We start from the raw sequence: 21,528 nt of genomic DNA, 5'->3' as shown, positions 1-21,528 counted from the left end.
CACGCCACTGGCCGGCTGCCGTGGCACACGGCGCGGCCAAAGGGCGCGGCCAAAGGACGCTCCGCGCGTCGAACCCGAACGCCCTCAGCACACCCCCCGTACCAGAAGGAGCGTCATGCCCCGCCTGACCCAACTCACGCCCGACACGGCGGTCGGTGCCTCGCGCGACCTCCTCGCCGACCTGGTCGCCCGCCACGGCCAGATCGGCGACATGGTCTCCACGATGGCGCACTCACCAGCCGTACTGGGCGGCTACCTCCAGCTCAGCCGTGCCATGGGACGAGCCGAACTCGACCGCGGGATCAGCGAACGGATCTCGATCGCCGTCCAGGCTCTGCAGGGATGCCGGCTCTGCCTCGACGCGCATGTGAGTGCCGCCCGCTCCCTGGGAGTTGACGAGGAAGAGATCGAGCGAGCCCACGCGGGCACCTCGGCCGACCCCGCGATCACCGCGGTCATCACCCTCGCCCTCCAGGTCCATCGCGAACCTGCGTCGATCACCGACGAACAGGTCATCGCGCTGCGGGAGCACGGCTACAGCGACCGCGCGATCGCCGATGTCGTCGGCGTCGTCGCACTCAACATCCTCACCGGCGCCTTCAATCTGCTCGCCGGTCTCACGCCGGGGAGCGACACCGGTGCCTGAAGACACCCCCGCCTGTACGCGCGGGGCACGGCCGCCACCCCGGAGCCGTGCCCCGCCGCATGGATACGGAAGGAACCCGCCATGCGTCTGTTCGCCATCCGCGACTACCGGCACCTGTTCAGTGCCCAGGTCATCGCCCTGTTCGGTACCGGCCTCACCACCGTGGCCCTCGGACTGCTCGCCTACGACCTCGCCGGCCCGCGCGCCGGCATGGTCCTCGGCACCGCCCTCACCATCAAGATGGTCATGTACGTGGTCATAGCCCCGCTGACTGCCGCGTACGTCGACCGGCTCCCCCGAAGAACGCTCCTGGTCCTCCTCGACGCGGTCCGGGGCGCCGTGGTCCTGGCGCTGCCGCTGGTCACCGAGGTCTGGCACATCTACGTCCTGATCGGTCTGCTCCAGGCCGGCTCCGCGGCGTTCACCCCGACCTTCCAGGCCGTCATCCCCGACATCGTCACCGACGAGTCCGCCTACACGCGGGCCCTGTCCGCCTCCCAGGTCGCCTCCACCATGGAGAGCCTGCTCAGCCCCGTCCTGGCAGCCGTCGCCCTGACGTTCATGAGTTTCGACTGGCTGTTCCTGGGCACCTCCGCCGGATTCCTCATCTCCGCCCTGCTCGTCTTGTCGACGCGCGTCCCCGACGCCCGCCCCAGTGCCCACGCCAAGGCATGGGACAAGGCAGCAGCGGGGATCAGGACCTTCCTCAGGACGCCACGGCTACGCGGCATCATGGCGCTCAACCTCGTGGTCGCTGCGGCAGGTTCGATCGTCGTCGTCAACACGGTCAACTACGTTCGTGACGAACTCGGCGGCTCGCAGTCGGGCGTCGCCTGGATGCTCGCAGCCTCCGGCACCGGAACCCTCCTGACCGCCCTCGTACTGCCTCGGGTTCTCGGCCGGCTGACTCCCCGCACCGTCATGATGGCCGGAGCCGGAGTCCTCGTCGGCGGCACTGCTGCCGCGGTGACGCTCATCGCCGTCGGGCTCACCTCATGGATCGGCACGGCCGTCGTATGGACTGTGATCGGCATTGGCATGGCGCTGATCATCACGCCGACCGGCATGGTCCTGCGCGCTTCCGTCGAACGTAACGCGATCCCCGAGGCGTTCGCGGCCCAGTTCTCCCTGTCGCACCTGGCCTGGTTGATCACGTATCCGATCGCGGGATGGCTCGGCACGAACGCGGGCTTCACCCTCGCCTGGCCCGTCCTCGCGGTCCTTGCCTCAGCGGGAGCGATCGGTGCCCTTCTCCTGTGGCCGCGCCACGACGGACGAGGAGCGACGACCAGCCCCGTGACAGCCGCCCGGCACACACCCAGCACCGACCGCTCCACCCTGTCCAAGGCCGCGTGAAGCGCCCCGCACAGCACTCTCCGACCGGCTGCGCCCCGCACAGCGCGCGCTACCGGCCAGACAATGTGAGCTGGGTGTTCAGGAGGCGCAGGGCGGCCTCCGAGGGGGAACCCGGCTCGGCACTGAGGAGCTGGAGTTGCTGGTCGGGGCGGTCCGGGAGGCGCAGCATGTCGTACGAGAGCGAGAGTCGGCCGACCAGGGGGTGGTGGAACTCCTTGATGCCGTGGGTGCACTCCCGTACACCGCGGCGCTGCCAGAGTTCCGCGAAACGCTCGCTCTTGATGCACAGTTCGCCGATGAGCGCGGCCAGGTCCTGGTCGTCGGGGTGGCGGCCGGCGACCAGGCGGAGGTAGGCGACGTTGGCGCGGGCCTCGTCCTCCCAGCGGGGAACGTGCAGTTCGCGGGTGTGCGCGTCCAGGAAGAGCATCCGGGGGAAGCTGGGGCGCCGGGCAGGGTCGGCGGGGGCCTCGTAAGGGAGGTGACTGGCCATCAGTGCGTGGCCCGTGTGGTTCCACGCCAGGATTTCCAGGCGTCGGCCGAGGACGAGGCCGGGAACCGCGTCCACCGCGTCGAGTAGCTGCCGCATCCGGGGGTGGGCCGCTTCGGTGCGGGCCGCTGGGCGTTTGACAGTACGCGGAGGACGGGCCAGATCGTGCAGGTGGGCGCGCTCCACCTCGTCCAGGCGCAGTGCGCGGGCCAGCGCGTCCAGGACCCCTTCGGAGGCGTTGCGACTCTGTCCCTGTTCGAGGGTGGTGTAGTACGCCACGCTCACTCCGGCCAGCATGGCCAGCTCCTCGCGGCGCAGGCCGGGCACCCGGCGGCGGGTGCCGTGCGCGACGAGCCCGACGTCCTCCGGCTGGAGCCGCGCCCTGCGCGAGCGCAGGAACGCGCCCAGCGACTGGGTGGCCGGGGTGCCCCCTTCGACGGCCGGGCTGAGGGCGCGGGGGGCTGCTGAGGGCGCGGGTATGGCGGGCGTGTTGTGCATGGGGCCGATTGTGCTCGACGGGCCGGAGCGGCGGAACAGCCGGTCCTGATGCTGTGAGTAGTAGGGACGGCTGCAGTAGGGGCGGCGCCACTAGGGACGGCGTTCGTACGGAGAACGGCGGGCTGGGTAAGTCGGCCCGGTCGTTCGAGGGTCTTGTTCGTCCGTGCGGTTCGCGGCCGCAGAGGCGCGGCGAACCGTTGTGAAACGAGTCGAGGCCGGGAGCCTGTCGTGCCGTTTGCCCTCATCGCGTTGATGATCAGCGCGTTCGCCATCGGGAGTACCGAATTCATCCTCAATGGACTACTGACCGCGGTCGCCGGAGACCTCGGGGTGACCATCGCCGACGCCGGGCTGCTGACGTCCGGCTATGCGCTCGGCGTCGTCGTCGGCGCGCCCGTGCTGACCGCGGCCGCGACCCGGCTGCCGCGCAAGCACGTGCTGCTCGGCCTGTTGGTGCTGTTCGTCGTGGGCAATCTGCTCGCCGCCGTGGCGCCCGGCTACGGGGTCCTGATGACCGGGCGGATCATCTCCGCGCTCACCCATGGAGCGTTCTTCGGGGTGGCCTCGGTGGTCGCGTCGGAGCTGGTCGCGCCGGACCGCAAGGCCGGGGCCATCGCGGCGCTCTTCACCGGTCTGACCTTGGCGAATGTGCTCGGCGTCCCGATGGGCACGGTGCTGGGCCAACACCTGGGCTGGCGCTCGGTGTTCTGGGGCGTGGTGGTGCTCGGGGTGCTGGGGATGGCCGGGGTCGCCGTTCTGGTGCCGAACGCACCGGCGGACCCGGACGCGCGGCTCGGCCGTGAACTGGCCGTGTTCAGGCGCCCGCAGGTGTGGATCGCGCTGGCCATGACCGCCTGCGGGATCAGCGGGCTGTTCATCTCCTTCACCTATGTCGCGCCGATGATGACCGACGTCACCGGCTTCGCCGCGGGCAGCATCCCCTGGCTCCTGGTGCTCTACGGGGCCGGGCTGGTCGTCGGTAACCTGCTCGGGGGCAAGGCCGCGGACCGCGCACCGCTGCGCACGATCCTGATCGTGCTGGCGCTGCTGTCGGCGGTGCTGGTGGCCTTCACCTTCACGGCGCATGCGAAGGTGCCGGCGGCGATCACGCTGGCCCTGCTCGGCACCGTCGGCTTCGCGACCGTACCGGCGCTCCAGTCGTGGATCCTCAAGCAGGCCGAGGGGGCGCCGACGCTCGCCTCGGCGGCGAACATCGGGGCCTTCAACGCGGGCGCCGCGGTGGCCGCTTGGCTCGGTGGTCTGGTCATCGACGGCGGGATGGGGTACGCCGCCTTGAACGGGGTCGGCGGCCTACTGACGGGGGTCGGGCTGCTGCTGGCGGTAGGTGTGACGGTCGCCCAGCGGCGGCGGGGTGCCGCCGGGGCCGTGGGGCGGAAGGCCCAGGGCCGCGGTGCCCTAGAAGCCCACGGCCAATCTTGAAACCGTGCACGGCTTGCGGCAGTTCGCCCTGATCGATGTTCCGCGCTGAACTCCCGCAGGCCGGGACGGTGTTCACACGGTGGGCGGGCGGGCTGAAGCACGACCGGGAACTGAGCGCGGATGCCTACGCGGCACTGCGGGAGGATCTTGGCCGATGGGCAGGGCAGGACCGGGTGCGGCCCGAAGTGACGGCGGCCTTCGGGCCTCCCTCTGCCCTCATCGCAAGCACCGATCCCAACTACGACAAGACGCTCGTCCACGCCTCCCAGGGCCGCACCCAGCCGACGGTGGTCGGATTCCGTCTGCGGAACGGAACCGAACCGAACCCGGCCACACGACCTGGCCGGCACTCGAGGAGCCGGTACTTCTTGCTGTGCGCCTCGGTGAAGGTGACGTCGTCGACCGCTTCACCTTCACGCCACAGGGCCGCCGCCGTCGGCCTCAGAACGCGACGGACGCCCCCCGAGGGGGGGGGAGGGCAGCAGCCGGGAACCCACACGCGAATGTTATGGGTACATGACAGGTAGGCGTGGGACGTGCGGGGCAATACGTTGCTTGGCGAGCGGCGGGCGGTGCAGCTGCCGTCACCTGCCGTGCCCCCACACGATCGCTTCGAGAAGAGGTTCTCGTGAACCGTGGACGTTCCGCCCGTCTGCTGACCGCATGCCTCGTCCTGGCCCTGGGTTCGGGCACCGCACTCGCCTCCGGTCCCGCGTCGGCCAGCACCTCCGAAGTCACCGGACAGAGCCGTGTCCCCGATCCCTACTGCTACGACGAACCGTCGCAGCCGAACGCCGATCTGAGCGACCTCAAGGCCGCCTTCAACTCCTCGAACTGGATGCGGACCCTCCAGGCCATGTACAAGCGACGCTGGCCCAGCGGAGAGGCGCTGGCGATCGCCCAGGTCAACGACAAGTACTGGGACCAGTTCGTGGACAAGCGGAGCTTCGACGGGTTCGCCGAGTCGATGATGGTGGCGATCCACGAGGAGACCCACATGTGGGACCTCGACGCCGCCCGGACCGAGTGGGACGTCCACACTGCGTCGTGGATCAATGCCGGTCAGCAGGCCCTGAAGGTGCCCTTGCACGGCGGCTTCCCCCGCAAGGAGATCCTGCCGCTGATCAAGGACAACCTCAGCTCCTCCATGGACGACATCTACCTGAGGGACAGCCAACAGGGGTCCTACCGCCTCCAGGGAGTACTGGCCGAGCAGAACGCCGGTCTGACCGGACTGCCCGCGGTGACGGTGCTCCAGGAGTACATCAAGGGGGTCGGCGCCAGTAACGCCCGTGACATCGCCGCCACCAACCTGCGGTACCTGCTCCTCTACCTGCGCGTCGCCAAGGGCAAGCACCCCGCCTACTGGGCCAAGATCAAGGCCGAGCCCAAGCTGCGCGACCTGGTCCTGACTCAGTTCCTGCGCACGGCCTACTGGTTGGAGAAGTCCGCGCCCTACACCGGAAAGCTCGGCAGCAAGGACGCCGACAAGATCACCGCGACCAACTACGCCCCCGAGAACATCGCCGTCCTGGAGGAATTCACCGGTCGCAAGGTGCGCCTGGACTCACAGAAGCACTGCACCGCCTGACAAGGACGGAACGCTCTGCCGCTGGTGGGCTGCGCTCCAAGGCATGTCCGGTGGGTCGGGCGTCTGTGTTGTGCGGGCGCCCGCCGCGAGCCGGCACCGTCCGCCCGAAAATCAGTGGAACCGCACGCCCCCGCACCGTTACCGTGCTCCCGCCCCAGTCCCCCTGTCGAGGACGTCCGTTGTACACCAAGTGAGATCCCCCGAGCGCTGATCCGTCACGCGTCGCACATCTGCGACGTGCTCCTTTTCGCTGCGGTCTTCTCACTGGAACCGGTGTATCTCTGTGTCCGACAACTGGGTGGTCGCACCCACCTGTCTGCCAACCCTTCGCCGCCGTTGCCACAGCTGCGCCTCCGGGCGCTTCCGGGCAGACGGCGGATTCCCCGTGCATACGCACCACAAGCTCCTCGGCGCCTGGCTCCTCGCGTTGTGCACCGAGGGCGGGGACTCCACCAAGCTCACTGCCCTGGAGCGGATGGACGTGCGCTCCACACGCCCCGGGCTCCACGTGAGCGGACCGGGCCGCCCCGACCGGCCTGCCTGGCAGTCCCCGTACGGTCCACCGCCACACCGGGCGCACCGCGGCCGGTGGGCGCCCGTTCCTGTGTTGGCCCGCCGGTCGCGCTCCACAGTGCGGCACGGACACCTGTGCGGCCGGTGCGACTGATCGCCGAAGGTTTCGGCCCTGAGCTCGGCCCTGAGCCCTGTCCGGCAGCGTTCGATCTGCCGGACAGGGCTCAGGGCCTGTTGCGAAAGTGGCGGTGGCTGCGTGTGTGAGTGCTGATACGGCTGGCTGCTACCTTCCGTAGCCATGACCGACAGCGTGTACGTGGGCAATGCGGGCAAGGATGCGGCACTGGACCGGGGGTGGCTGCTGGGGCACTTCAAGGACGCCTCGGATCCTCGGCACAGCGAGGATGTGGAGATCAAATGGGGCGTCCACGCGCAGGGCGATGAGCGGGCTCAGTGGGTGACCGGCGAAGAGCGCACCGCGCTGCTGGTCCTCATCACGGGGCGCTTCCGGGTGGAACTTCCTGGGCGCAGTGTTCTTCTGGAGCAGCAAGGGGACTACGTCGTGTGGGGCCGAGGCGTCGATCACTCGTGGTTCGCGGAGGAAGAGTCCGTGGTACTGACGGTCCGCTGGCCCTCTGTCCCCGGCTACAAGGTCATCGACGAGGACGAATCCGTTGCTGGTCATAGCCGTCCGTTGCGGGACACGACCGGCACGGTGGCCTCGTAGCGGTCGGCCGCGCGTCATCCGCCGACGACGACTCCGCACCGTACTTTGCCGGGAGCCGGGGTTGAGGGGCAGGCGACGCGCCCCCAGAGGATGGCCCGCTCAATGCGTCATCAGCACACGCTCCCGACAGTCGGGCCTGCGCGGCCTCACATCTGGGCTCTCAGTACGTCGACCTCACAGCCCGGCGTGGTCGGGTCGAAGCCGTGCTCGGCCAGCCAACGAATCCCCAGCAGGCTTCGCAAGGACCACCACGCGCGGATCACCTCCAGGTCGACGTCGGCGCCGTAGCCGGCGATGACGTCATCGAGGCGCTCCTCGTGTCCGAGCGTCACGGTGGCGAGGTCGTACAGGGCATCACCCTGGCCCGCCTCGGACCAGTCGATGATGCCGGTGACTTCGTCACCCTCGATGAACACATGGGCGATCTGCAGGTCGCCGTGCGTGAACACCGGATTCCACGGCCGGAGCGCGGCCTCGGCGACCTGACGGTTGCGGGTGACGAGGTCGGCGGGCAGGACGCCGTTCGTCACGAGCCACTCGCACTCGGCGTCGAGTTCCGCCGCCAACTCGTCGATGCTCCGGCCGGCCCGGCCGGGACGGGGCGGCAACGGGGCGTCGTGCAACTTCCGGATGGCGGCGCCCACCGCGGCCCACGCCTTCGGCGGTGTGGTCGACGGCTCGCCGAGACGGCCGAGCACCGTGCCAGGGACCGCGGCGATCGCGAGCACGGGCGGCTTGCGCCACAGGATCTCCGGGGTCGGGACCGGCGCCAAGGCCATCACCTCGACCTCGACGTCCATGCGCTCCTGATCGGCGTCCACCTTCAAGAACACATCGCCGACGCGCAGGGTCGCGCGCTCGGAATGGGCAACGACGACCTTCACCTCATCCATGGGCGGTCACTATCCCAGATGGCCGTCGACGTCGCCGGGATTATTCCGTGCGATTGCACGGCCGGCTGGGCGCCGCTGCCCGGCGGCCTCGATCGCTCAGGACACGCAGCACGCATGACGCGATCGGCATGGCCAAAGGGGTGACACGTTCGGCCTCACGCAGGGCGTACAGGTTGGTGCCGCGGGGCGCCTTCACGGCCTTGGCGCAATCCTCCTGGCAGTGGAACTGCTTCGCTGAGACGTTTGACCATCGGCGGACGGGTACCCCCTACCCGTTCGCTGCCTTTGGCCGACAGGGATCCAACGTGCGGAGGCCGCCGCGTCCGGCCCCAGTGTGGCCTCGCAGGGGTCCGGCGCACATGAGCGCGGCTGCGCAAGTTCCGTGGTGCCGCCCGTCGGCGTCGAGGGCATCGAGGTTCAGTGAGGCGGGGTGCTCCGGCTACACCGCGTGCACTTCATCAGGCGAGGTGTCCTGTCCCAGGCCACGACGGATCGCGACCTCCACGGGAGAGTACGCGCTGTCGGCCCGTTCCAGTTCATACGGTGCTGCCGGCATCAGCGGTGGCTGGGCCATGAAGCGCGGGCGCACCCCATGGTGCGGTTGCGCCGCGTGCACCAAGAACGGATGGCACAGGAAGACGTCGCCCGGGGCCCCTGTGGCCAGGGCGAGTGGCCGGTGGTCGGACGCTGCCACCAGGTCGGGGGCCAGGGTCAGCCCGCTTGCCCCGTCCTCCCCGTACTTCTCCAACACCTTCGGCACGTCGAGGTGCGAGCCGACTCGGATCCGGGTCGGCGCGTCCTCCTGGCCGACCTCACTGAACAGGAACAGCATCAGCAGCGCTCGGCCCCGGGAGCGCAGATTGGTGAAGTACCAGCTCTCCCCCTCCGGCAGATAGCTGCCCTCGATGTGCCAGCCCGCGTCGTCCGGCTCGTCCTCGTGCGGGAAGCGCAGCGGAAACGTGCCCAGCGAGTAGCGCGGCGCCCAGCGTCCCGCGCCGACGAGCAAGTCGTAGGCGCGGTGCAGGGCTGGAGAGTTGGGCGCGGCGGCGAACGGCCCCTGCGCCATGCCCGGCACCCAGTGCACGGGCTGCGTCCACGTCGCTGGATCGTCCGGGTCGCAGCCCGTCTCTCGCCACAGCAGCCGCGCGCAGTCCGCGGCCACGCGCGGTGCGACGGCGCCCTCCAGCTTCACGAAGCCATCGCGCAGGAAACGGGATACCAAGGTCGTGTCATCCATGCCTCCATCGTGCGGTGACGCCGGTCCGGCTCACCCGACATTTTCCGCACCGACTTTGTCGGGTGCTCAACACTCGTTCCCGCAGGGGGCCGTCCTCCTGCGTCGCGAGAGGGGTCGGATCCGATTGCGGTTTCGACTGGTCAGTTCCGCTCGGCGCCTGCGGGCTGAGCGGGGACAGCCGCGAGGCGCTCGTGGCCGAGCTCAAACCGCTGATCGCGGCCGAGTAGGCACGTATGTCACACCAGGTATCAAGAGCGTCCCTCTCGCCAGGAAACCCTCGAATTTCGGCCGTCGCGCACGGAACTCTGTCGTCCAGCCACGGCCCGGTGAAATCTGTGGGCGCACGGTCCAGAGGTGACCAGTGCGAGTCGAAAGGGGGAACGATGCTCAAGAAGCTGCTGACATCCGCAGCCGCCCTGACCATGGCGGCGGGCGGAGTCACCGTTGCGGTCGCCGCTCCCGCGAGCGCCGCCGCGTGCCCGAGCACCAAGCTCTGCGCCTACTTGAACAAGAACTACGTGGGCGACCCCGGCGAGGTAGCGGGCGACAACAGCAACTTGCTGCAGTACAACAAGTTCAACAACGCCCTGTCCGTGTCCAACAGCGGCACCCAGTGCACCGTACGCATCTACAGCAAGACCGGCTATGCGGGCAGTCATGTCGACATCCGCCGCGGCTACGGCATCGGTGACCTGACCGGAACGGCGTACTACAAGAACGTGGCGTCCAACCGCTGGTGTCCGTGACACACATGCGCATCAGAACAGCAGTGGCGGCAGCGGCGCTGCTGACGGTGGTCGGGTGCTCCCAAGCACCCGACCACCGGGCGTCCATGCCCTTGCCGGTGCCGTTGAACGGCGCAGCGCAGCCCGCCCCCGATGAGGAACGAGTACTTCACGAGGCGGAGGAGCGCGCCGTCGCCTCCTGTATGCGGGACAAGGGCTTCGGCTACCGCAGAGTGCCGCCTGTCCCCGCTCCCGGCGCCAACCCGTACGGCTTGCTCACGCGCGAAGAAGCGGAGGACGACGGCTACGGCATGACCAGCGCGGCACTCGCGGCGCCGGGACCCGACCCCAACGTACGCCTCACCGAAGGCTGGTCGACCGAGCGACGCAAGGGCTGGGAACGGGCCTTGGTCGGTACCTCCCGTCACGAACGCACCATCACCGCCCGCCACGCGCCCTCCCTACGGGTCAACACGAACGGTTGCGTCTACCAGAGCCAGATCGAACTGTACGGACGGGGCTGGGAGGAGGCCCGCCTGGCCCTCGAAGGCGTGAACGCGAAGCTCCTCGATGACGTGACGAGCACGAAGGCATACGCCAAGGGGCAACGTGCCTGGGCCCGCTGCATGCGCTCCAGGGGAGAGCCGTACTCCACACTCGATGATGCCCGCGGCGCGATACAGCAGCAGTTGGCCGGGGCAGGCACCACCCCCGAGGCCCTGCGTCGCGTGGCACGCAAGGAGCTCGACCTCGCCGTCGGCGACGCCCAATGCCAGGACGAGAGCAAGCTCGCCGACATCATCCGCACCGGGCAGCGTCGCGCGGAGAAGCAACTGCCCGACAGTGCGCACCGCCTCGCCGAACGAGTCTCCGCCGCTCGCCAGCGAGTCGTCGCCGACACACCTGCCGGCACGGCAACACCTCGCAACACAGCTGCTGACGGCCCGACTTGAACCCCCGGACGGCCTCGCGCAGACCGGACGGGGAACCGCGGCACTCGACCGCGGAGGCGGCGCGGGGCGTCGGGCGCGGGGCGGAGAACCGCTCGCGGCGCTAAACGCTTTTGCCGCGGCTGGAGATGTACGAGCATGGATGTCTTCACATTCCCCGTGCCCGGATGGGCAGTTGAGTGGATCGGCCTCGGCCTGCACCTGTTGCCCTGGTCGGCCTGCGGTGTCGTACTCGTCACCGCGGCGGCCCGGGGCCTTGCCGAGAGGTCGCGCCGCAAGACACTGCTGGCCATCACGACGCAGGCGCCGCCCGGCACGGTGGTGGCGCAGGAGCGAGGGGCAGGGGGTCCGCGGATGGTGATCCAGGTCGGCAGCGGGCATACGGAGAGGGCCTCGTGACGCCCCGGGTTCCACCGGAGAACTGGGCGGAGGTCGTGGACCTCTACCTGCGGCACCGAGACGACTTGGTCAGGTTCGCCACCAGGATGCTGGGCGCCGAACGCCACTTGGCACACGACCTGGTCCAGGAGACGTTCCAGGCCGCCGCCCTACGGTGGGACGCGCTGCGGAAGTACGGGGCCGGCGGCCGGAAACGCTGGCTGTACCAGGTGGTGAAGAACAAGGTCTTCGACCAGTGGGGCGCGACCGGACGCCACCGTCTTGGGGGTGGCGTCGGATACGAGGACCCGGTGGCCGACCTGGACACCCCGCGCACGGCCGTGTCCAATCTGCTGCTGCAGAAGTGCTGGAAGGTCATCGACAGCATGCCCACCGCGCAGCGAAGAGTTGCCCTCCTCAAGTGGCAGGGTGAATGGACCAACCGTGAGATCAGCCAACACTTGACCATCGCCCAGAGCACCGTGCGAGTCCATGTGCGCAACGCACGGAACACCCTTGCGGTGGAGCTGGGGGACGAAGTGGTCTTCCCGTCGTCCTGGAGGGACGACGACCTGGGAGAGGAGGCGGCAGGATGAGCAACCGTCAGGAACGGCCGGATGGGCCCGACACCCCTCCCCGGACCGGCACACCAGTGACCGGCACGCCAGTGGACGCCGACGACCTCCTGCGGCAGCTCGACCGCGTGGTCGACACACATCGGCCGACGCCGAGCGCCGTCGACGGTGTCAAGGACCTGATGGACTGGATGAAGCGGGAGGCCCCGTCCTCGGCCGGGAAGCCGCAGTGGCCGCCGCACACCGGCGCATCGGACACGCTGGCACTCACCGGAGAACTCGACGTGGCGGCTGCCAAGGACGTCCGCGACGTCGTGCACTCAGCGCTGAACGACGGCACCGGAGACCTGGTGCTGAACCTGAGGGGCGTCACCTTTTGCGACGCCTCGGGACTCGGCGTGATCATGGGGGCCCATCGTCGCGCGGCGCGTCTCGGGCGCCGCCTGATCCTTCAGGACGTACCTCGTTCCTTGGAGAGGCTCTTCGTGGCGACCCGCCTCGACCGCATTCTGGAGATCGAGGGTTACGTTTCGGAAGGCGACGGGTCACCTCACCCGGCGCCAGGCCTGTGCGAAGACACGGCCGGACGCTACCGCTGAGCATGTCCCCGCAGCTGACGAGTTGGTCGATGGACAGGACATCGCGGGCTCCGCGTTCGCAGACCGGATCGACGTCGCTGACCGCGTCTTGGACGCCCTTGGCAGCCGAGTCCGCTGAAGGGGGCTAGGTGGCAGACTCCTTTTGAACAGGATGCGGCCGGGCTGGAGCACTCTTGATTCAGTCCAGTTGCCGGACCGGGGAGGGCTCATGGGCGGAGACGATCCGCACATCCATGTCGAGTCGCAGGTGGTCCGCGGCGATGCCGCTGTCCGCAACGTGGTGGCATCCGCCTTCGGTCTGGCCGGGGACCTGCCCAGCCTCGTCACGACCGGCTGCGGGCTGCGGGTACCGTACGCGATGACCTCTCCGCGCCCGGACCGCGTCACCTGCCTCGCCTGTCGTGAGCACGCACGACGCGCGCACCTTCGCTTCGCGGAGGAGATCGAACGCTTGAGCCGCATGCCGGGATCCACCATCAGCCCCGCCCAGGGACAGCAGGCCGCAGACGCACATCGCCGCATCGCACAGGGCTTTTCCGACGTGGAGGACTGAGTCCGTCGCGTCGGACTGAGTCCGTGGCCGGGCGACGACAGACAGCACGCCGTACGCGGCATCGCGCACGGCCCCGCACACCAGGCCCAGCATGCCCAGCCCGTGCACCTGTCCCGCCTCGCAGGAGAGGTAGAGGGCGTGGAGGAGTTCCGTCTTCCGCTCCGGGCATGTGCGGCAACGGTGGAGAGGCGCCTCAAAGCCGGTCGCCATGTGGTGTGTCCGTGTAACCTGCCGCCGGCTGAAGAGGTTGCGGGTGGGGATTACGTGTCTCCGATGACGTAGCCCGATTGGTGATCGCAGGGAGGATCACGCAGAAGCTGGATGCTCCGGATTACTTACTGGATGCTCCGGATGACTTATTCGTACCCGTGATGTCCAATCGCGACTATCCGGAATCAGAGGCTGTTCACAGAGGCTCCGGTCCTGGGTGGAGCTGGATGTGGGTCCCACGCCCCTTCAACTCCCAGTGGGTGCAGGGCCAGTTCAATTACTACGTCTTCAAGCCCTTCCGGACGTCGCATGATGACCTCCGGGCTTTCATCGGCGAGATGCTCGTTGATGACGCGCGTGACCAGCGCTGGTCCAAAACCGCTGTCGCTGCCCTTCGGGACGTCCCCGCGCAGGAGTTCGTCCTGGTCTGCTCGAGCGTCTGGGCATTCGCTTCGTTCGAGGTCCCCTCGGGCACGACGATTACGCAAGCGGGTACGGCTTTCCACAACGAGTGGGTCGGGTCCATCAACGCCAGTGAGGACGCCCATTGGGCGCTGTCGATGCCCGAGGAGCCGGTACTCCTGCGGCGCTGGGCCAACCGGCCTGCGGGGTGTCCTGGGGGCCCGCGGAACACTCCGATCAGTACGCCACCGGCTGGCCTCGAAGATCTCAGGACTGCCTGTTCTGGGGTTACGTGTCGGCGTGCCGCCGCGGGGGCCCAAGGGCTACGACCCTCCTCCGACGGGGCAGTGACTACGCCCGTACCAGCGGTACGCGTCCTCTCCGTACTTCAGCGTCACGCTGTGGTGGCACGGCCCCAGATGCGCATCGGCCGACTTCATCACGAGAGCGGCGATGTAGTCGTCCCATGAGTCACCCTGGTATCTGACCCAGCCGTCCGGCAGACGGCCGGTGAACGTCACCTCCACATGGCGGTCGTCAGCCTTCAGGACTCTGTCGACGTATCCACGGGCCTTGTCCGCTGTAGGTCCGCCGGGGAAACCGGAGAGAACTTTCTCGGTGACGTCCACGGGTTCCGGCTCTTCCGCATCGAGTACACCGCATCCGGCGAGCGCGAGGACGGCTGCTGCCGTCACCGGGATCAGGCGCATTTCCACTGCATCGAGTCGATGATTCGCTGCTGCTGATCAGGGATGGCCCTGCGTTCCTCATGGCTCAGCTCCGAGCCCTTGCGGGCCGGGCCCACAGGGTTGTGCTCCTGGAGAGTCGCGTACGCCTTCGCGCAGTTGCCCTCGTTCGAAGGCTTCCGCTCAGGCTTGCTCTCGCTCCTCGGCGAGGCGGACAGGGTCGGCTGCGGGGGCGGCGCGGCAGCCGACTCGGACGCCCTTGGGCCACTCGCCGTCCTGGACGGCGTGACCGCCTCCGCCGTGTCCTTCTCGTCCATCTGCGATCCGATGACGGCACCAACGGCAACCATGCCGACGCACGTCGCACCGCACCCGATCAATGCCCGCTTGAGGAGCTTCCTGCCGGTTGTTCGCCGCTTCGGCAGCCCCTGCCTGGGGCCCCACTGTTCAAAACTCACCTCGTGATCCTGGAAGGACCAACGGCCTGTCCGGTAGAGGCTTCTGGTACAGACTTTCGTCAGTGCTTGACGCAGCTTCCGGTGAAGCCGCCCGAGCTGTTGAAGACCGGCCACTTGAGCGCGTCACGGGTATGTGGTCCGTAGATCCCGTCAGCGGGTGTTCCCGCACGGCTCTGAGCGGTCCGCAAGGCGGATTCCGTGCTCGGCCCGAAGTCGCCGTCGTAGCCTCCGGTGTTCAGGTTGTAGCAGCGGATGAGCGTCTGTTGCAGGGCGGAGACATGCTTGCCGTTGGCTCCTCGGCCCATCTCACATGTGAGGCTGCCGCTGCCGGCCTTGGGCAGCCAGTGCCAGTTGGAGCCCTTGGCGACGTACTTCGCGCCATCGCAGTGGACGGCTGCCGCGCTGGCGTCTGCGCGGGAGACGGCAGATGCGGCCGGGGCAGCGAGGCCTGAACCGCCCACCAAGACGGCACTGGCGCCGAGTAGTACAAGCTGTCGCTTCACTGTGATTCCTCCTGTCGTGGAGTGATCGATCGTGTGGGGGCACGGGCAGCCAAGGTGAGTCGTCCCACGACGCGCGCCGGTCGACCGATTCAGCAGCCTGTGTCCGTGCGGATGAAAGCCCTGGGACGAGTCGGAAGGCCTGCGGCGATGTCAGGTGCCGGGGTCCGGATGTCCCGTGGTGAACGCGCTTCTCGCTGAGAAGAGCCTGCCGAGTGCCGGGCTCCGACCGGTAGCTGCGTGCGCCTGAGCGCACAGTCCCTGCTCAGAGGCGGGTCCGGCGCTCGGCGAAGCGCCGCGTCACGGCAGAACACGCCGTGCTCGGTACGACGAGAGCGACCGCGGCTCCTTGCGCAGCTCTGCGGGTCTAGCGTGGGTGACGACCTGAACGGGTTGTCGAGACACCCGTATCCGTAGACACGATCGAGGTTCCGTACGTGAAGCTGCAGTGGAGTGATGTGTGTGGGCGGAGGCTGCGCCGTCATGGTCTTGCGCCCCACGCGGCACACAGTGGCCCGGCCGCGGCTGCCTCAGCCATGTGCGGGGCCCATGCCCAGGTCCTGTCCGCCGCCGAGGTGTCGATCGGCCTGCGTTCGGCGGAGACGACCCGCGCACACGTGCAGGACGCGCTCTGGACGGACCACAACCTGGTCAAGTCCTTCGGCCCGCGCGGCACGGTCCATCTGCTCCCCGCTTCCGAGCTCGGCTTGTGGTGCGGCGCGCTCGGCGCGGTTCCCTCCCGCGGCATGCTCGCCCCGGACGTTCGGCTCAGCGCAGAACAGACCGACGAACTCGTCGCCGCGGTCGGGGAGATCCTCAGCGACGCGCAGTTGACCGTCGACGAGCTGACCGAGGCGCTGGCCGGCCAGGTCGGGGCGTGGGCCGTCGAACCGGTCATGCCCGCGTTTCAGACCCTGTGGCCGCGCTGGCGTCAGATGACCGAGATCGCCGGGCACCGCGGTGTCCTGTGTTTCGGGCCGAACAAGGGCCGCAAGGTCACCTACACCAACCCGGCCCGGTGGCTCCCCGGTTTCTCACCCGCCCCGCACACCGAGGCGGCCGACTGGCTCCTCGGTCGCTACCTGTACGCGTATGGCCCTGCCACCCCCGAACACTTCGCCCGGTGGCTGGCCACCACGCCCGCCTGGGCGCGTCAGGTTTTCGAGCGGAACGATCTCACGGAAGTGTCGGTCGACGGGGAGCCCGGCTGGGTGTCCGCCGGAGACACGACGTTCGGTGACCCGGCGCGAGGCGTTCTGCTCCTGCCGCACTTCGACGCGTTCGTCGTCGGCTCACAGCCTCGGGAGCTGCTGTTCCCCGGCAACGCGTGGGACCGCGCGCTCGCGCGGGGACAGGCCGGCAACTTTCCCGTGCTGATGGTCGACGGTGTCGTCGCGGGTGTCTGGCAGCAGAAGAAGACCGGGAAGTCGGTCGCCATCACCGTCGAACCGTTCCGTGCACTGGCTGCCCGGCAGCGGAAGTTGCTCGACGAACAAGTGCAGCGGATCGGTGCGGTCCTCGAAGCGCGACCGACCCTCACGATCGGGCCGATCTCCGTGGGCGCCCACGCCTGAAGGCCGTCCGTGCCGACGCGCCCACCGTCCTCATGTGTGGCGTCAGGCGCGGGTGTGGATCTCTTGTGCGGGCCGGTGTGAGGAGTGGATGGCGTTCGGTGGTGCCGCTGGGGTGCACCACCCAACGCGTCAGAAGTGCCACAGGCGTGGGGCCCACTTGGATGCACCGAGGGTGTCGATCACTCCGCCGATCTGGAGTTCTTGCGCTGGTTGGCGTTGAAGCGCGCCTTCTTCTGGCGATTCCCGCACGTGTTCATGTCACACCATTTACGGGTGCGGCTTTGGCTGGTGTCGAAGAAGGCGGCTCGGCAGGTTGGCGATGCGCACAAGGCCAGTTTTCCGTCTCGTTCGCCCGCGATGACGCTGATCGCGTCGGCGGCGATCACGCCGAGGGCATCCTCCACGCGGGAAACCGAGCTGAGCCGCCATCGCCGCTTGCCCTCAGGTGTCAGGATCGCGGCGGCCCGGCCCTGAGCGCTGCAGTCATTGATGACTTCGACCGCAGAAGCGGGCAGAGCGTCCTGGATCGCGGCCGCTGTCGCGGCGGCGTGAATCGACTCCCTCAGTTCCCGGGCGAGGTCGAGCTGAGCAGTGGTGCAGGCGTCCACGGCGAGGCCGCTCACTGCCAGCCAGTCGACGAGCCGGTGCGGCGTGGGAATGCGCTCCACAGCGTCGCCATGACGCTCCGACAGCGTCCCCGTGAAGCTGGTCGCCAGCACAGGACCGAGGCGGAAGTCAGGGAACGCAGCACGCATGGAACCACCTTAGCCGGTTGCGGCATGACCAGGAGGACTGCTAGAACCGCCTTAGCCGGTTCTCGACAGGTCGTAGCCGGTTCCACGACGGCCAGGAGGTCTCATGCCCCGTCCAACCCGCGACGTGCAAGCCTTTGAAGCCCACGCACCTGACGCCGACCTCGACGATCTGCGCGCGCGACTGGACGCGGCGCGACTGCCGGAGGCCCAGACGGTCCATGGCGCCCCTCCCGGCCCACGCCGATGGGAACAGGGCGTTCCTCTCGCCGACCTCGTCGATGTCGTGAAGTACTGGCGCACCGGGTACGACTGGCGGGCGTTCGAAGCGCGCCTCAACGGAATCGGCCAGTTCCGCACGACCATCGATGATCTGGGAATCCACTTCCTGCACCGCCGGTCCTCGCGCGCAGATGCCACTCCGCTGCTCTTGACGCACGGCTGGCCGGACAGCATTGCTCGGTTCATCGATGTAGTGGACGAGCTGGCAGATCCGAAAGACGCAGACGCGCCGGCGTTCCACGTCGTGGTCCCGTCGCTGCCCGGCTTTGGCTACAGCGACAAGCCGGCCACCACGGGGTGGGGAACCGAAAAGATCGCGGCCGCATGGGTGGAGCTGATGGGAAGGCTCGGTTACAGCAAGTTCGCAGCCCACGGCGGCGACTGGGGAGGCAATATCACCACGGTTCTCGGCGGCAGGTTCCCGGCACACGTCCTCGGTATCCACACCACGTTCGCGGAGGGGCCGCCCGGGTTGACCACGGACGGGCTGACGGCGGTCGAGCGCAAGTGGGCCGAGGAGACCCGCGATTTCTGGCGCCACCGCGCGGCGTACGCGAAGCAGCAGGCGACCCGACCGCAGACCATCGGCTACTCGCTCGTCGACTCGCCGGTCGGGCTTCTTGCCTGGATCCTCGACAAGTTCGCCGAGTGGTCGGACACCGAAGACAGTCCGTTCGAGAGGATTTCCCTAGACAGGGTTCTTGACGACGTCACCCTGTACTGGCTGACGCGGACCGGTGCGTCGTCGGCCCGCATCTACTACGAAAGCCACAACGCGCTGGACCCCGAACTTCGGGTCGACGTCCCATCAGCGATCACCATGTATCCCCGCGACGTCGAGAAGTGCCCGCGCCCCTGGGCGCAGGAGCGGTACCGGCGGATCGTCCGATGGAGGGAACCCGAAATCGGGGGGCATTTCCCGTCTCTGGAGGTTCCCGAGTATTTCGTCAAGGATCTGCAAGAGGGCCTCGCGGCAGTGCTGGCCGCCCATCGGTGAGCACGGCTGGGTGCCGGCACTCGGATGGGCAGTGCAGGGTCTTCCCTCCTGGAAGACCTCGACGCCCACCCGCCAACACACCCGACTGCGCCCTCACCACAGTTGCGGCTTCTCACATCGGCTGGGACATGGAGCCGGTCCTGACGCGCAGCCCTTCAGCAAACGCTCGTGCCGCCTCCAGATCGGTGGCGTCGGGGTGCCCCTTCCTGATGCCGCCCACGGGCTTGAACGGAATCCAGGTGTCCAGTGCGCGGCAGGAGAAGCTGTCGACCACCTCGAAGCTCCGCCGCTCGAGAAGCCGCACGAGGGGGCGGGTGAAGGGACGGAACCGCGTCTCAGGAAACCCGCTGGTGGCGAACACGAATGCCTTGCGCCGTTCCCCCTTCGGGAGAGAACGGACGAACTGACGCAGCCGCGGGTGGAATGCCATCGAGTAGATCCCCGAGCCGAATCCCACGAGGTCACAGGTGGAGAGCTCTGCCATGTCGACCTGCTCAGGGGCGACAACAGGGGCCTCCAGAACGTTCCCCATGACGTCGGCGATCCTCTTCGTGTTGCCATGCGATACGGAAACACAAACGATCATGGCCTTCATGGCGATGCTCCTGTCGGTCGGGTGCCCATAGGACACCGCCCGATCCACAACCGTGACACCGCTCGACCGTGACCCCCGTCACCCACCGGTCCCGGTATCGACGCCCCCGCCTCGGCGTCGACTCGGTCGGCCCCGGCGGGACTCAGCGTGCTCCTGAGCTGACGCCCTCCCTTCTGCAGGAAGCCGCGCCGCTCTTCCTTCCATGTCCTGCCGGGCCGTACGGGATCGGTCGGGACACCCTCCAGCTCGTGGACGACAGGCGCCGTGACCCGCGGGCGCCCTCGGCGGAGTCCCGGAAGCTGATGGTGTCCGTCTTCTACCCGGCAGTTGACCTCCGTCCGCACGAACGCCCGCCCCGCCCGGTCCGGCGACGGACACCACCCCGACTACGCGGCGCTCATCGCCCCCCGTCGCATCGACGCCGCCGGCCACCCCGTCCGCCTCGCGCACTTCGGCATGGGACCAGTACCTCTACATCAGCAGCAGTCGGCCATGCGAGGAGGCGGAGGCGGGAACCCGCCGGCTTGGGTTGTTCCCAGAGCGTCTGGACGCCTCCCCGTACGGCTTCGAAGCCGAGGAGGAAGGTGTTCAGCGGCCCGGTGACGACGGCTTCTGGGCCGGTGTGTGCACCAGGCCGTCGTCGATGGCAGTGCCGGAATCCTGGAAGAGACCTATCTCGATGGTGCCTCGCGATGGCACCACCTCACTCGCGAGACCATCGGCGCAGTGCGCGCAGCAGTGACGCCCCGGGCCCGTCTGGCCGTGCGGCCGCCCCTGTCCTGAGACATCGACGCCGTTCTGAGGGACCTTCCCGCCGAAGGTCTCGTCGAAGGCGCGCGGCCGGCCACGTGCAGCAGGCCAGAGCAGCGGCGAGGCCGCCGCTCAAGATCAGGAACGGCCGGTGCGTCGTGAGCAAGCGGTGCGGCGGGCGCGTCGGCCGGGTCGCTCACCAGCGATTAATCGTGTGACGTCCCTTCCGTCCCCGCGTACCGTTGCGTATGCGGGGGCGGCTCCGCGGTGTGCTTCCTTCTTTTTTCTTCTCTGCAAAAGATCCGTAGCGCACCGGGAGAGCGCCGCGGGCGGTACGACGTACCGGCTCTACCCTGGGCCTGTCGACGCGGCGCCGCTGGCGCGGGTCACGGCGGGGGATCTGGCGGCATGGCTGGAGCCTGCGTGACAGGGCTCCGCCGACCGTGCGCTCCACTCTCCCTTCGTACTTGGGATGTTGCTAGCATCCGAGTGTTCTGGACATCCAACTGCCGCTCCGGGAAAGGGCCGTCATGGCGACTCGGCGTCTGTACGCGGTCAGGCATGGTGCGGCGGACGCGTTCGGGGCACTGACCGAGGTCGGCGAGCGGCAGACGGAGTTGCTCGCGGAGCGGCTGGCTCGCCTGCCTGTCGATGCCGTGTGGCACTCGCCGCTCCCCCGGGCCGTGCGCTCGGCTCAGCTCATCGGTGGGCGCCTGCGGGGTGTTCCCGTGCGGGAGGCGGCCGAGTTGGTCGACCACGTCCCCCACGTACCGAAGGAGCTTCCGGCGGCGTGGGCGGGGATCTTCGACGGGTACGACCCCGCCGAAGCAGCCGAAGGGGAACGCCTTGCCGACGCGCTCACCAAGCGCTTCGCGTGCTCCGCGGAGACCGAGACGCACGAGGTCCTGGTCACCCACGCCTATCAGGTGGCCTGGCTGGTGCGGGACGCCCTGGACGCGCCGAGGGCCCGGTGGCTGGGGATGAGTTGCGGGAACGCGGCGGTGACGGCGATCGAGTACTACGACGGCGCGGCGCCGGTGCTGGTGCAGTACAACGACATGAGTCATCTGCCGACGGCCCTTCGCTGGACGGGGTTCGGGCCCGGCATCCGGCCTTGAGCGCACGCACACCCCCGCGCTGAGCCGGTGCCGCCC

At 68.6% G+C, this 21,528-nt stretch carries 22 protein-coding genes and 1 pseudogene; 15 read left to right on the top strand and 8 right to left on the bottom strand.

The features are described 5' to 3' along the window. Positions 1-115: 115 nt before the first annotated feature. Positions 116-646 (top strand): carboxymuconolactone decarboxylase family protein, encoded by a 531-nt coding sequence (locus tag AB0B50_RS21085; RefSeq protein ID WP_362333754.1) that lies wholly within the window; start codon positions 116-118, stop codon positions 644-646. Between the two features lie 81 nt (positions 647-727). Further along, positions 728-2,002, top strand: a complete 1,275-nt coding sequence (locus AB0B50_RS21080) for an MFS transporter (RefSeq protein WP_362333751.1) — start codon at positions 728-730, stop codon at positions 2,000-2,002. A gap of 49 nt (positions 2,003-2,051) precedes the next feature. On the opposite strand, the gene AB0B50_RS21075 is transcribed toward AB0B50_RS21080, so the two are convergent. Next, complete coding sequence (locus AB0B50_RS21075) at positions 2,052-2,987, bottom strand: helix-turn-helix transcriptional regulator (RefSeq protein ID WP_362333748.1); 936 nt, start codon at positions 2,985-2,987, stop codon at positions 2,052-2,054. Between the two features lie 228 nt (positions 2,988-3,215). Here AB0B50_RS21075 and AB0B50_RS21070 point away from each other — a divergent pair, with 228 nt between their 5' ends. The 4 genes and pseudogenes from AB0B50_RS21070 to AB0B50_RS21055 all read left to right on the top strand — a co-directional run bounded on the left by AB0B50_RS21070 (position 3,216) and on the right by AB0B50_RS21055 (position 7,258). After that, a complete protein-coding gene (locus AB0B50_RS21070) occupies positions 3,216-4,427 on the top strand; it encodes an MFS transporter (protein WP_362333745.1) in 1,212 nt (403 codons plus the stop codon). A 628-nt stretch (positions 4,428-5,055) separates the two neighbouring features. Beyond that, positions 5,056-6,018, top strand: coding sequence for a hypothetical protein (locus AB0B50_RS21065; protein ID WP_362333742.1), 963 nt, complete (start codon positions 5,056-5,058; stop codon positions 6,016-6,018). A gap of 283 nt (positions 6,019-6,301) precedes the next feature. Continuing rightward, a pseudogene (locus AB0B50_RS21060) lies at positions 6,302-6,523 on the top strand (hypothetical protein); the annotation flags it as partial. A gap of 306 nt (positions 6,524-6,829) precedes the next feature. Continuing rightward, positions 6,830-7,258 (top strand): signal peptidase I, encoded by a 429-nt coding sequence (locus AB0B50_RS21055; RefSeq protein WP_362333739.1) that lies wholly within the window; start codon positions 6,830-6,832, stop codon positions 7,256-7,258. 146 nt (positions 7,259-7,404) lie between these two features. Here AB0B50_RS21055 and AB0B50_RS21050 read toward each other — a convergent pair whose 3' ends face one another. Both AB0B50_RS21050 and AB0B50_RS21045 read right to left on the bottom strand, forming a co-directional pair. Next, positions 7,405-8,151 carry an aminoglycoside phosphotransferase family protein gene (locus tag AB0B50_RS21050; RefSeq protein ID WP_362333736.1) on the bottom strand — a complete coding sequence of 249 codons (747 nt, stop codon included), beginning with the start codon at positions 8,149-8,151 and terminating at the stop codon, positions 7,405-7,407. A 439-nt stretch (positions 8,152-8,590) separates the two neighbouring features. Beyond that, positions 8,591-9,388 (bottom strand): phytanoyl-CoA dioxygenase family protein, encoded by a 798-nt coding sequence (locus AB0B50_RS21045; RefSeq protein ID WP_362333733.1) that lies wholly within the window; start codon positions 9,386-9,388, stop codon positions 8,591-8,593. Between the two features lie 383 nt (positions 9,389-9,771). On the opposite strand from AB0B50_RS21045, the gene AB0B50_RS21040 reads away from it, so the two are divergent. The 6 genes from AB0B50_RS21040 to AB0B50_RS21015 all read left to right on the top strand — a co-directional run bounded on the left by AB0B50_RS21040 (position 9,772) and on the right by AB0B50_RS21015 (position 13,168). After that, positions 9,772-10,134, top strand: coding sequence for a peptidase inhibitor family I36 protein (locus tag AB0B50_RS21040; RefSeq protein WP_362333730.1), 363 nt, complete (start codon positions 9,772-9,774; stop codon positions 10,132-10,134). 5 nt (positions 10,135-10,139) lie between these two features. Next, entirely contained in the window at positions 10,140-11,066 is a 927-nt protein-coding gene (locus AB0B50_RS21035; RefSeq protein ID WP_362333727.1) for a hypothetical protein, read from the top strand. Positions 11,067-11,201: 135 nt separating this feature from the next. Continuing rightward, a complete protein-coding gene (locus tag AB0B50_RS21030) occupies positions 11,202-11,462 on the top strand; it encodes a hypothetical protein (protein ID WP_362333725.1) in 261 nt (86 codons plus the stop codon). Next, positions 11,459-12,037, top strand: a complete 579-nt coding sequence (locus tag AB0B50_RS21025) for a sigma-70 family RNA polymerase sigma factor (protein ID WP_362333722.1) — start codon at positions 11,459-11,461, stop codon at positions 12,035-12,037. The genes AB0B50_RS21030 and AB0B50_RS21025 overlap by 4 nt, the downstream gene beginning before the upstream one ends. Positions 12,038-12,276: 239 nt before the next feature. Further along, a complete protein-coding gene (locus AB0B50_RS21020) occupies positions 12,277-12,615 on the top strand; it encodes an STAS domain-containing protein (protein WP_362333965.1) in 339 nt (112 codons plus the stop codon). Positions 12,616-12,823: 208 nt separating this feature from the next. Beyond that, entirely contained in the window at positions 12,824-13,168 is a 345-nt protein-coding gene (locus tag AB0B50_RS21015) for a hypothetical protein (RefSeq protein WP_362333719.1), read from the top strand. 935 nt (positions 13,169-14,103) lie between these two features. Here AB0B50_RS21015 and AB0B50_RS21010 read toward each other — a convergent pair. From AB0B50_RS21010 to AB0B50_RS21000, 3 genes are all read right to left on the bottom strand, one after another. Next, positions 14,104-14,496, bottom strand: coding sequence for a hypothetical protein (locus AB0B50_RS21010; protein WP_362333717.1), 393 nt, complete (start codon positions 14,494-14,496; stop codon positions 14,104-14,106). Next, positions 14,481-14,816, bottom strand: coding sequence for a hypothetical protein (locus AB0B50_RS21005; RefSeq protein WP_362333714.1), 336 nt, complete (start codon positions 14,814-14,816; stop codon positions 14,481-14,483). Before AB0B50_RS21005 ends, AB0B50_RS21010 begins: the two co-directional genes overlap by 16 nt. A gap of 167 nt (positions 14,817-14,983) precedes the next feature. Then, positions 14,984-15,427, bottom strand: a complete 444-nt coding sequence (locus tag AB0B50_RS21000) for a peptidoglycan-binding domain-containing protein (protein WP_362333711.1) — start codon at positions 15,425-15,427, stop codon at positions 14,984-14,986. A gap of 533 nt (positions 15,428-15,960) precedes the next feature. Between AB0B50_RS21000 and AB0B50_RS20995 the strand changes: the two genes are divergently transcribed. Beyond that, positions 15,961-16,998 carry a winged helix DNA-binding domain-containing protein gene (locus tag AB0B50_RS20995; protein WP_362333709.1) on the top strand — a complete coding sequence of 346 codons (1,038 nt, stop codon included), beginning with the start codon at positions 15,961-15,963 and terminating at the stop codon, positions 16,996-16,998. A 179-nt stretch (positions 16,999-17,177) separates the two neighbouring features. Here the strand turns inward: AB0B50_RS20995 and AB0B50_RS20990 are convergent, their stop codons facing one another. Next, on the bottom strand, positions 17,178-17,753 hold the full coding sequence (locus AB0B50_RS20990) for a CGNR zinc finger domain-containing protein (RefSeq protein WP_362333706.1): 576 nt from the start codon (positions 17,751-17,753) through the stop codon (positions 17,178-17,180). A gap of 103 nt (positions 17,754-17,856) precedes the next feature. Here AB0B50_RS20990 and AB0B50_RS20985 point away from each other — a divergent pair, with 103 nt between their 5' ends. Then, on the top strand, positions 17,857-19,029 hold the full coding sequence (locus tag AB0B50_RS20985) for an epoxide hydrolase family protein (RefSeq protein ID WP_362333704.1): 1,173 nt from the start codon (positions 17,857-17,859) through the stop codon (positions 19,027-19,029). 112 nt (positions 19,030-19,141) lie between these two features. Here the strand turns inward: AB0B50_RS20985 and AB0B50_RS20980 are convergent, their stop codons facing one another. Next, positions 19,142-19,624 (bottom strand): flavodoxin family protein, encoded by a 483-nt coding sequence (locus tag AB0B50_RS20980; RefSeq protein WP_362333701.1) that lies wholly within the window; start codon positions 19,622-19,624, stop codon positions 19,142-19,144. Between the two features lie 1,280 nt (positions 19,625-20,904). On the opposite strand from AB0B50_RS20980, the gene AB0B50_RS20975 reads away from it, so the two are divergent. After that, positions 20,905-21,492: a histidine phosphatase family protein gene (locus AB0B50_RS20975; protein WP_362333698.1), complete on the top strand. Its 588-nt coding sequence runs from the start codon at positions 20,905-20,907 to the stop codon at positions 21,490-21,492. Positions 21,493-21,528: the final 36 nt, after the last annotated feature.

This window comes from Streptomyces sp. NPDC041068 (genome assembly GCF_040647455.1).
Taxonomy (GTDB): Bacteria; Actinomycetota; Actinomycetes; order Streptomycetales; family Streptomycetaceae; genus Streptomyces.
The sequence above is the reverse complement of the archived record's forward strand: the minus strand, read 5'-3'. Positions and strand labels throughout refer to the sequence as shown.

Bases quoted from the DNA above. Each gene is read 5' to 3' on its own strand.
- AB0B50_RS21085 (WP_362333754.1), top strand. From the start codon at position 116: ATGCCCCGCCTGACCCAACTCACGCCCGACACGGCGGTCGGTGCCTCG.
- AB0B50_RS21080 (WP_362333751.1), top strand. From the start codon at position 728: ATGCGTCTGTTCGCCATCCGCGACTACCGGCACCTGTTCAGTGCCCAG.
- AB0B50_RS21075 (WP_362333748.1), bottom strand. From the start codon at position 2,987: ATGCACAACACGCCCGCCATACCCGCGCCCTCAGCAGCCCCCCGCGCC.
- AB0B50_RS21055 (WP_362333739.1), top strand. From the start codon at position 6,830: ATGACCGACAGCGTGTACGTGGGCAATGCGGGCAAGGATGCGGCACTG.
- AB0B50_RS21050 (WP_362333736.1), bottom strand. From the start codon at position 8,151: ATGGATGAGGTGAAGGTCGTCGTTGCCCATTCCGAGCGCGCGACCCTG.
- AB0B50_RS21045 (WP_362333733.1), bottom strand. From the start codon at position 9,388: ATGGATGACACGACCTTGGTATCCCGTTTCCTGCGCGATGGCTTCGTG.
- AB0B50_RS21040 (WP_362333730.1), top strand. From the start codon at position 9,772: ATGCTCAAGAAGCTGCTGACATCCGCAGCCGCCCTGACCATGGCGGCG.
- AB0B50_RS21035 (WP_362333727.1), top strand. From the start codon at position 10,140: ATGCGCATCAGAACAGCAGTGGCGGCAGCGGCGCTGCTGACGGTGGTC.
- AB0B50_RS21030 (WP_362333725.1), top strand. From the start codon at position 11,202: ATGGATGTCTTCACATTCCCCGTGCCCGGATGGGCAGTTGAGTGGATC.
- AB0B50_RS21015 (WP_362333719.1), top strand. From the start codon at position 12,824: ATGGGCGGAGACGATCCGCACATCCATGTCGAGTCGCAGGTGGTCCGC.
- AB0B50_RS21005 (WP_362333714.1), bottom strand. From the start codon at position 14,816: ATGGTTGCCGTTGGTGCCGTCATCGGATCGCAGATGGACGAGAAGGAC.
- AB0B50_RS20995 (WP_362333709.1), top strand. From the start codon at position 15,961: ATGTGCGGGGCCCATGCCCAGGTCCTGTCCGCCGCCGAGGTGTCGATC.
- AB0B50_RS20990 (WP_362333706.1), bottom strand. From the start codon at position 17,753: ATGCGTGCTGCGTTCCCTGACTTCCGCCTCGGTCCTGTGCTGGCGACC.
- AB0B50_RS20985 (WP_362333704.1), top strand. From the start codon at position 17,857: ATGCCCCGTCCAACCCGCGACGTGCAAGCCTTTGAAGCCCACGCACCT.
- AB0B50_RS20980 (WP_362333701.1), bottom strand. From the start codon at position 19,624: ATGAAGGCCATGATCGTTTGTGTTTCCGTATCGCATGGCAACACGAAG.
- AB0B50_RS20975 (WP_362333698.1), top strand. From the start codon at position 20,905: ATGGCGACTCGGCGTCTGTACGCGGTCAGGCATGGTGCGGCGGACGCG.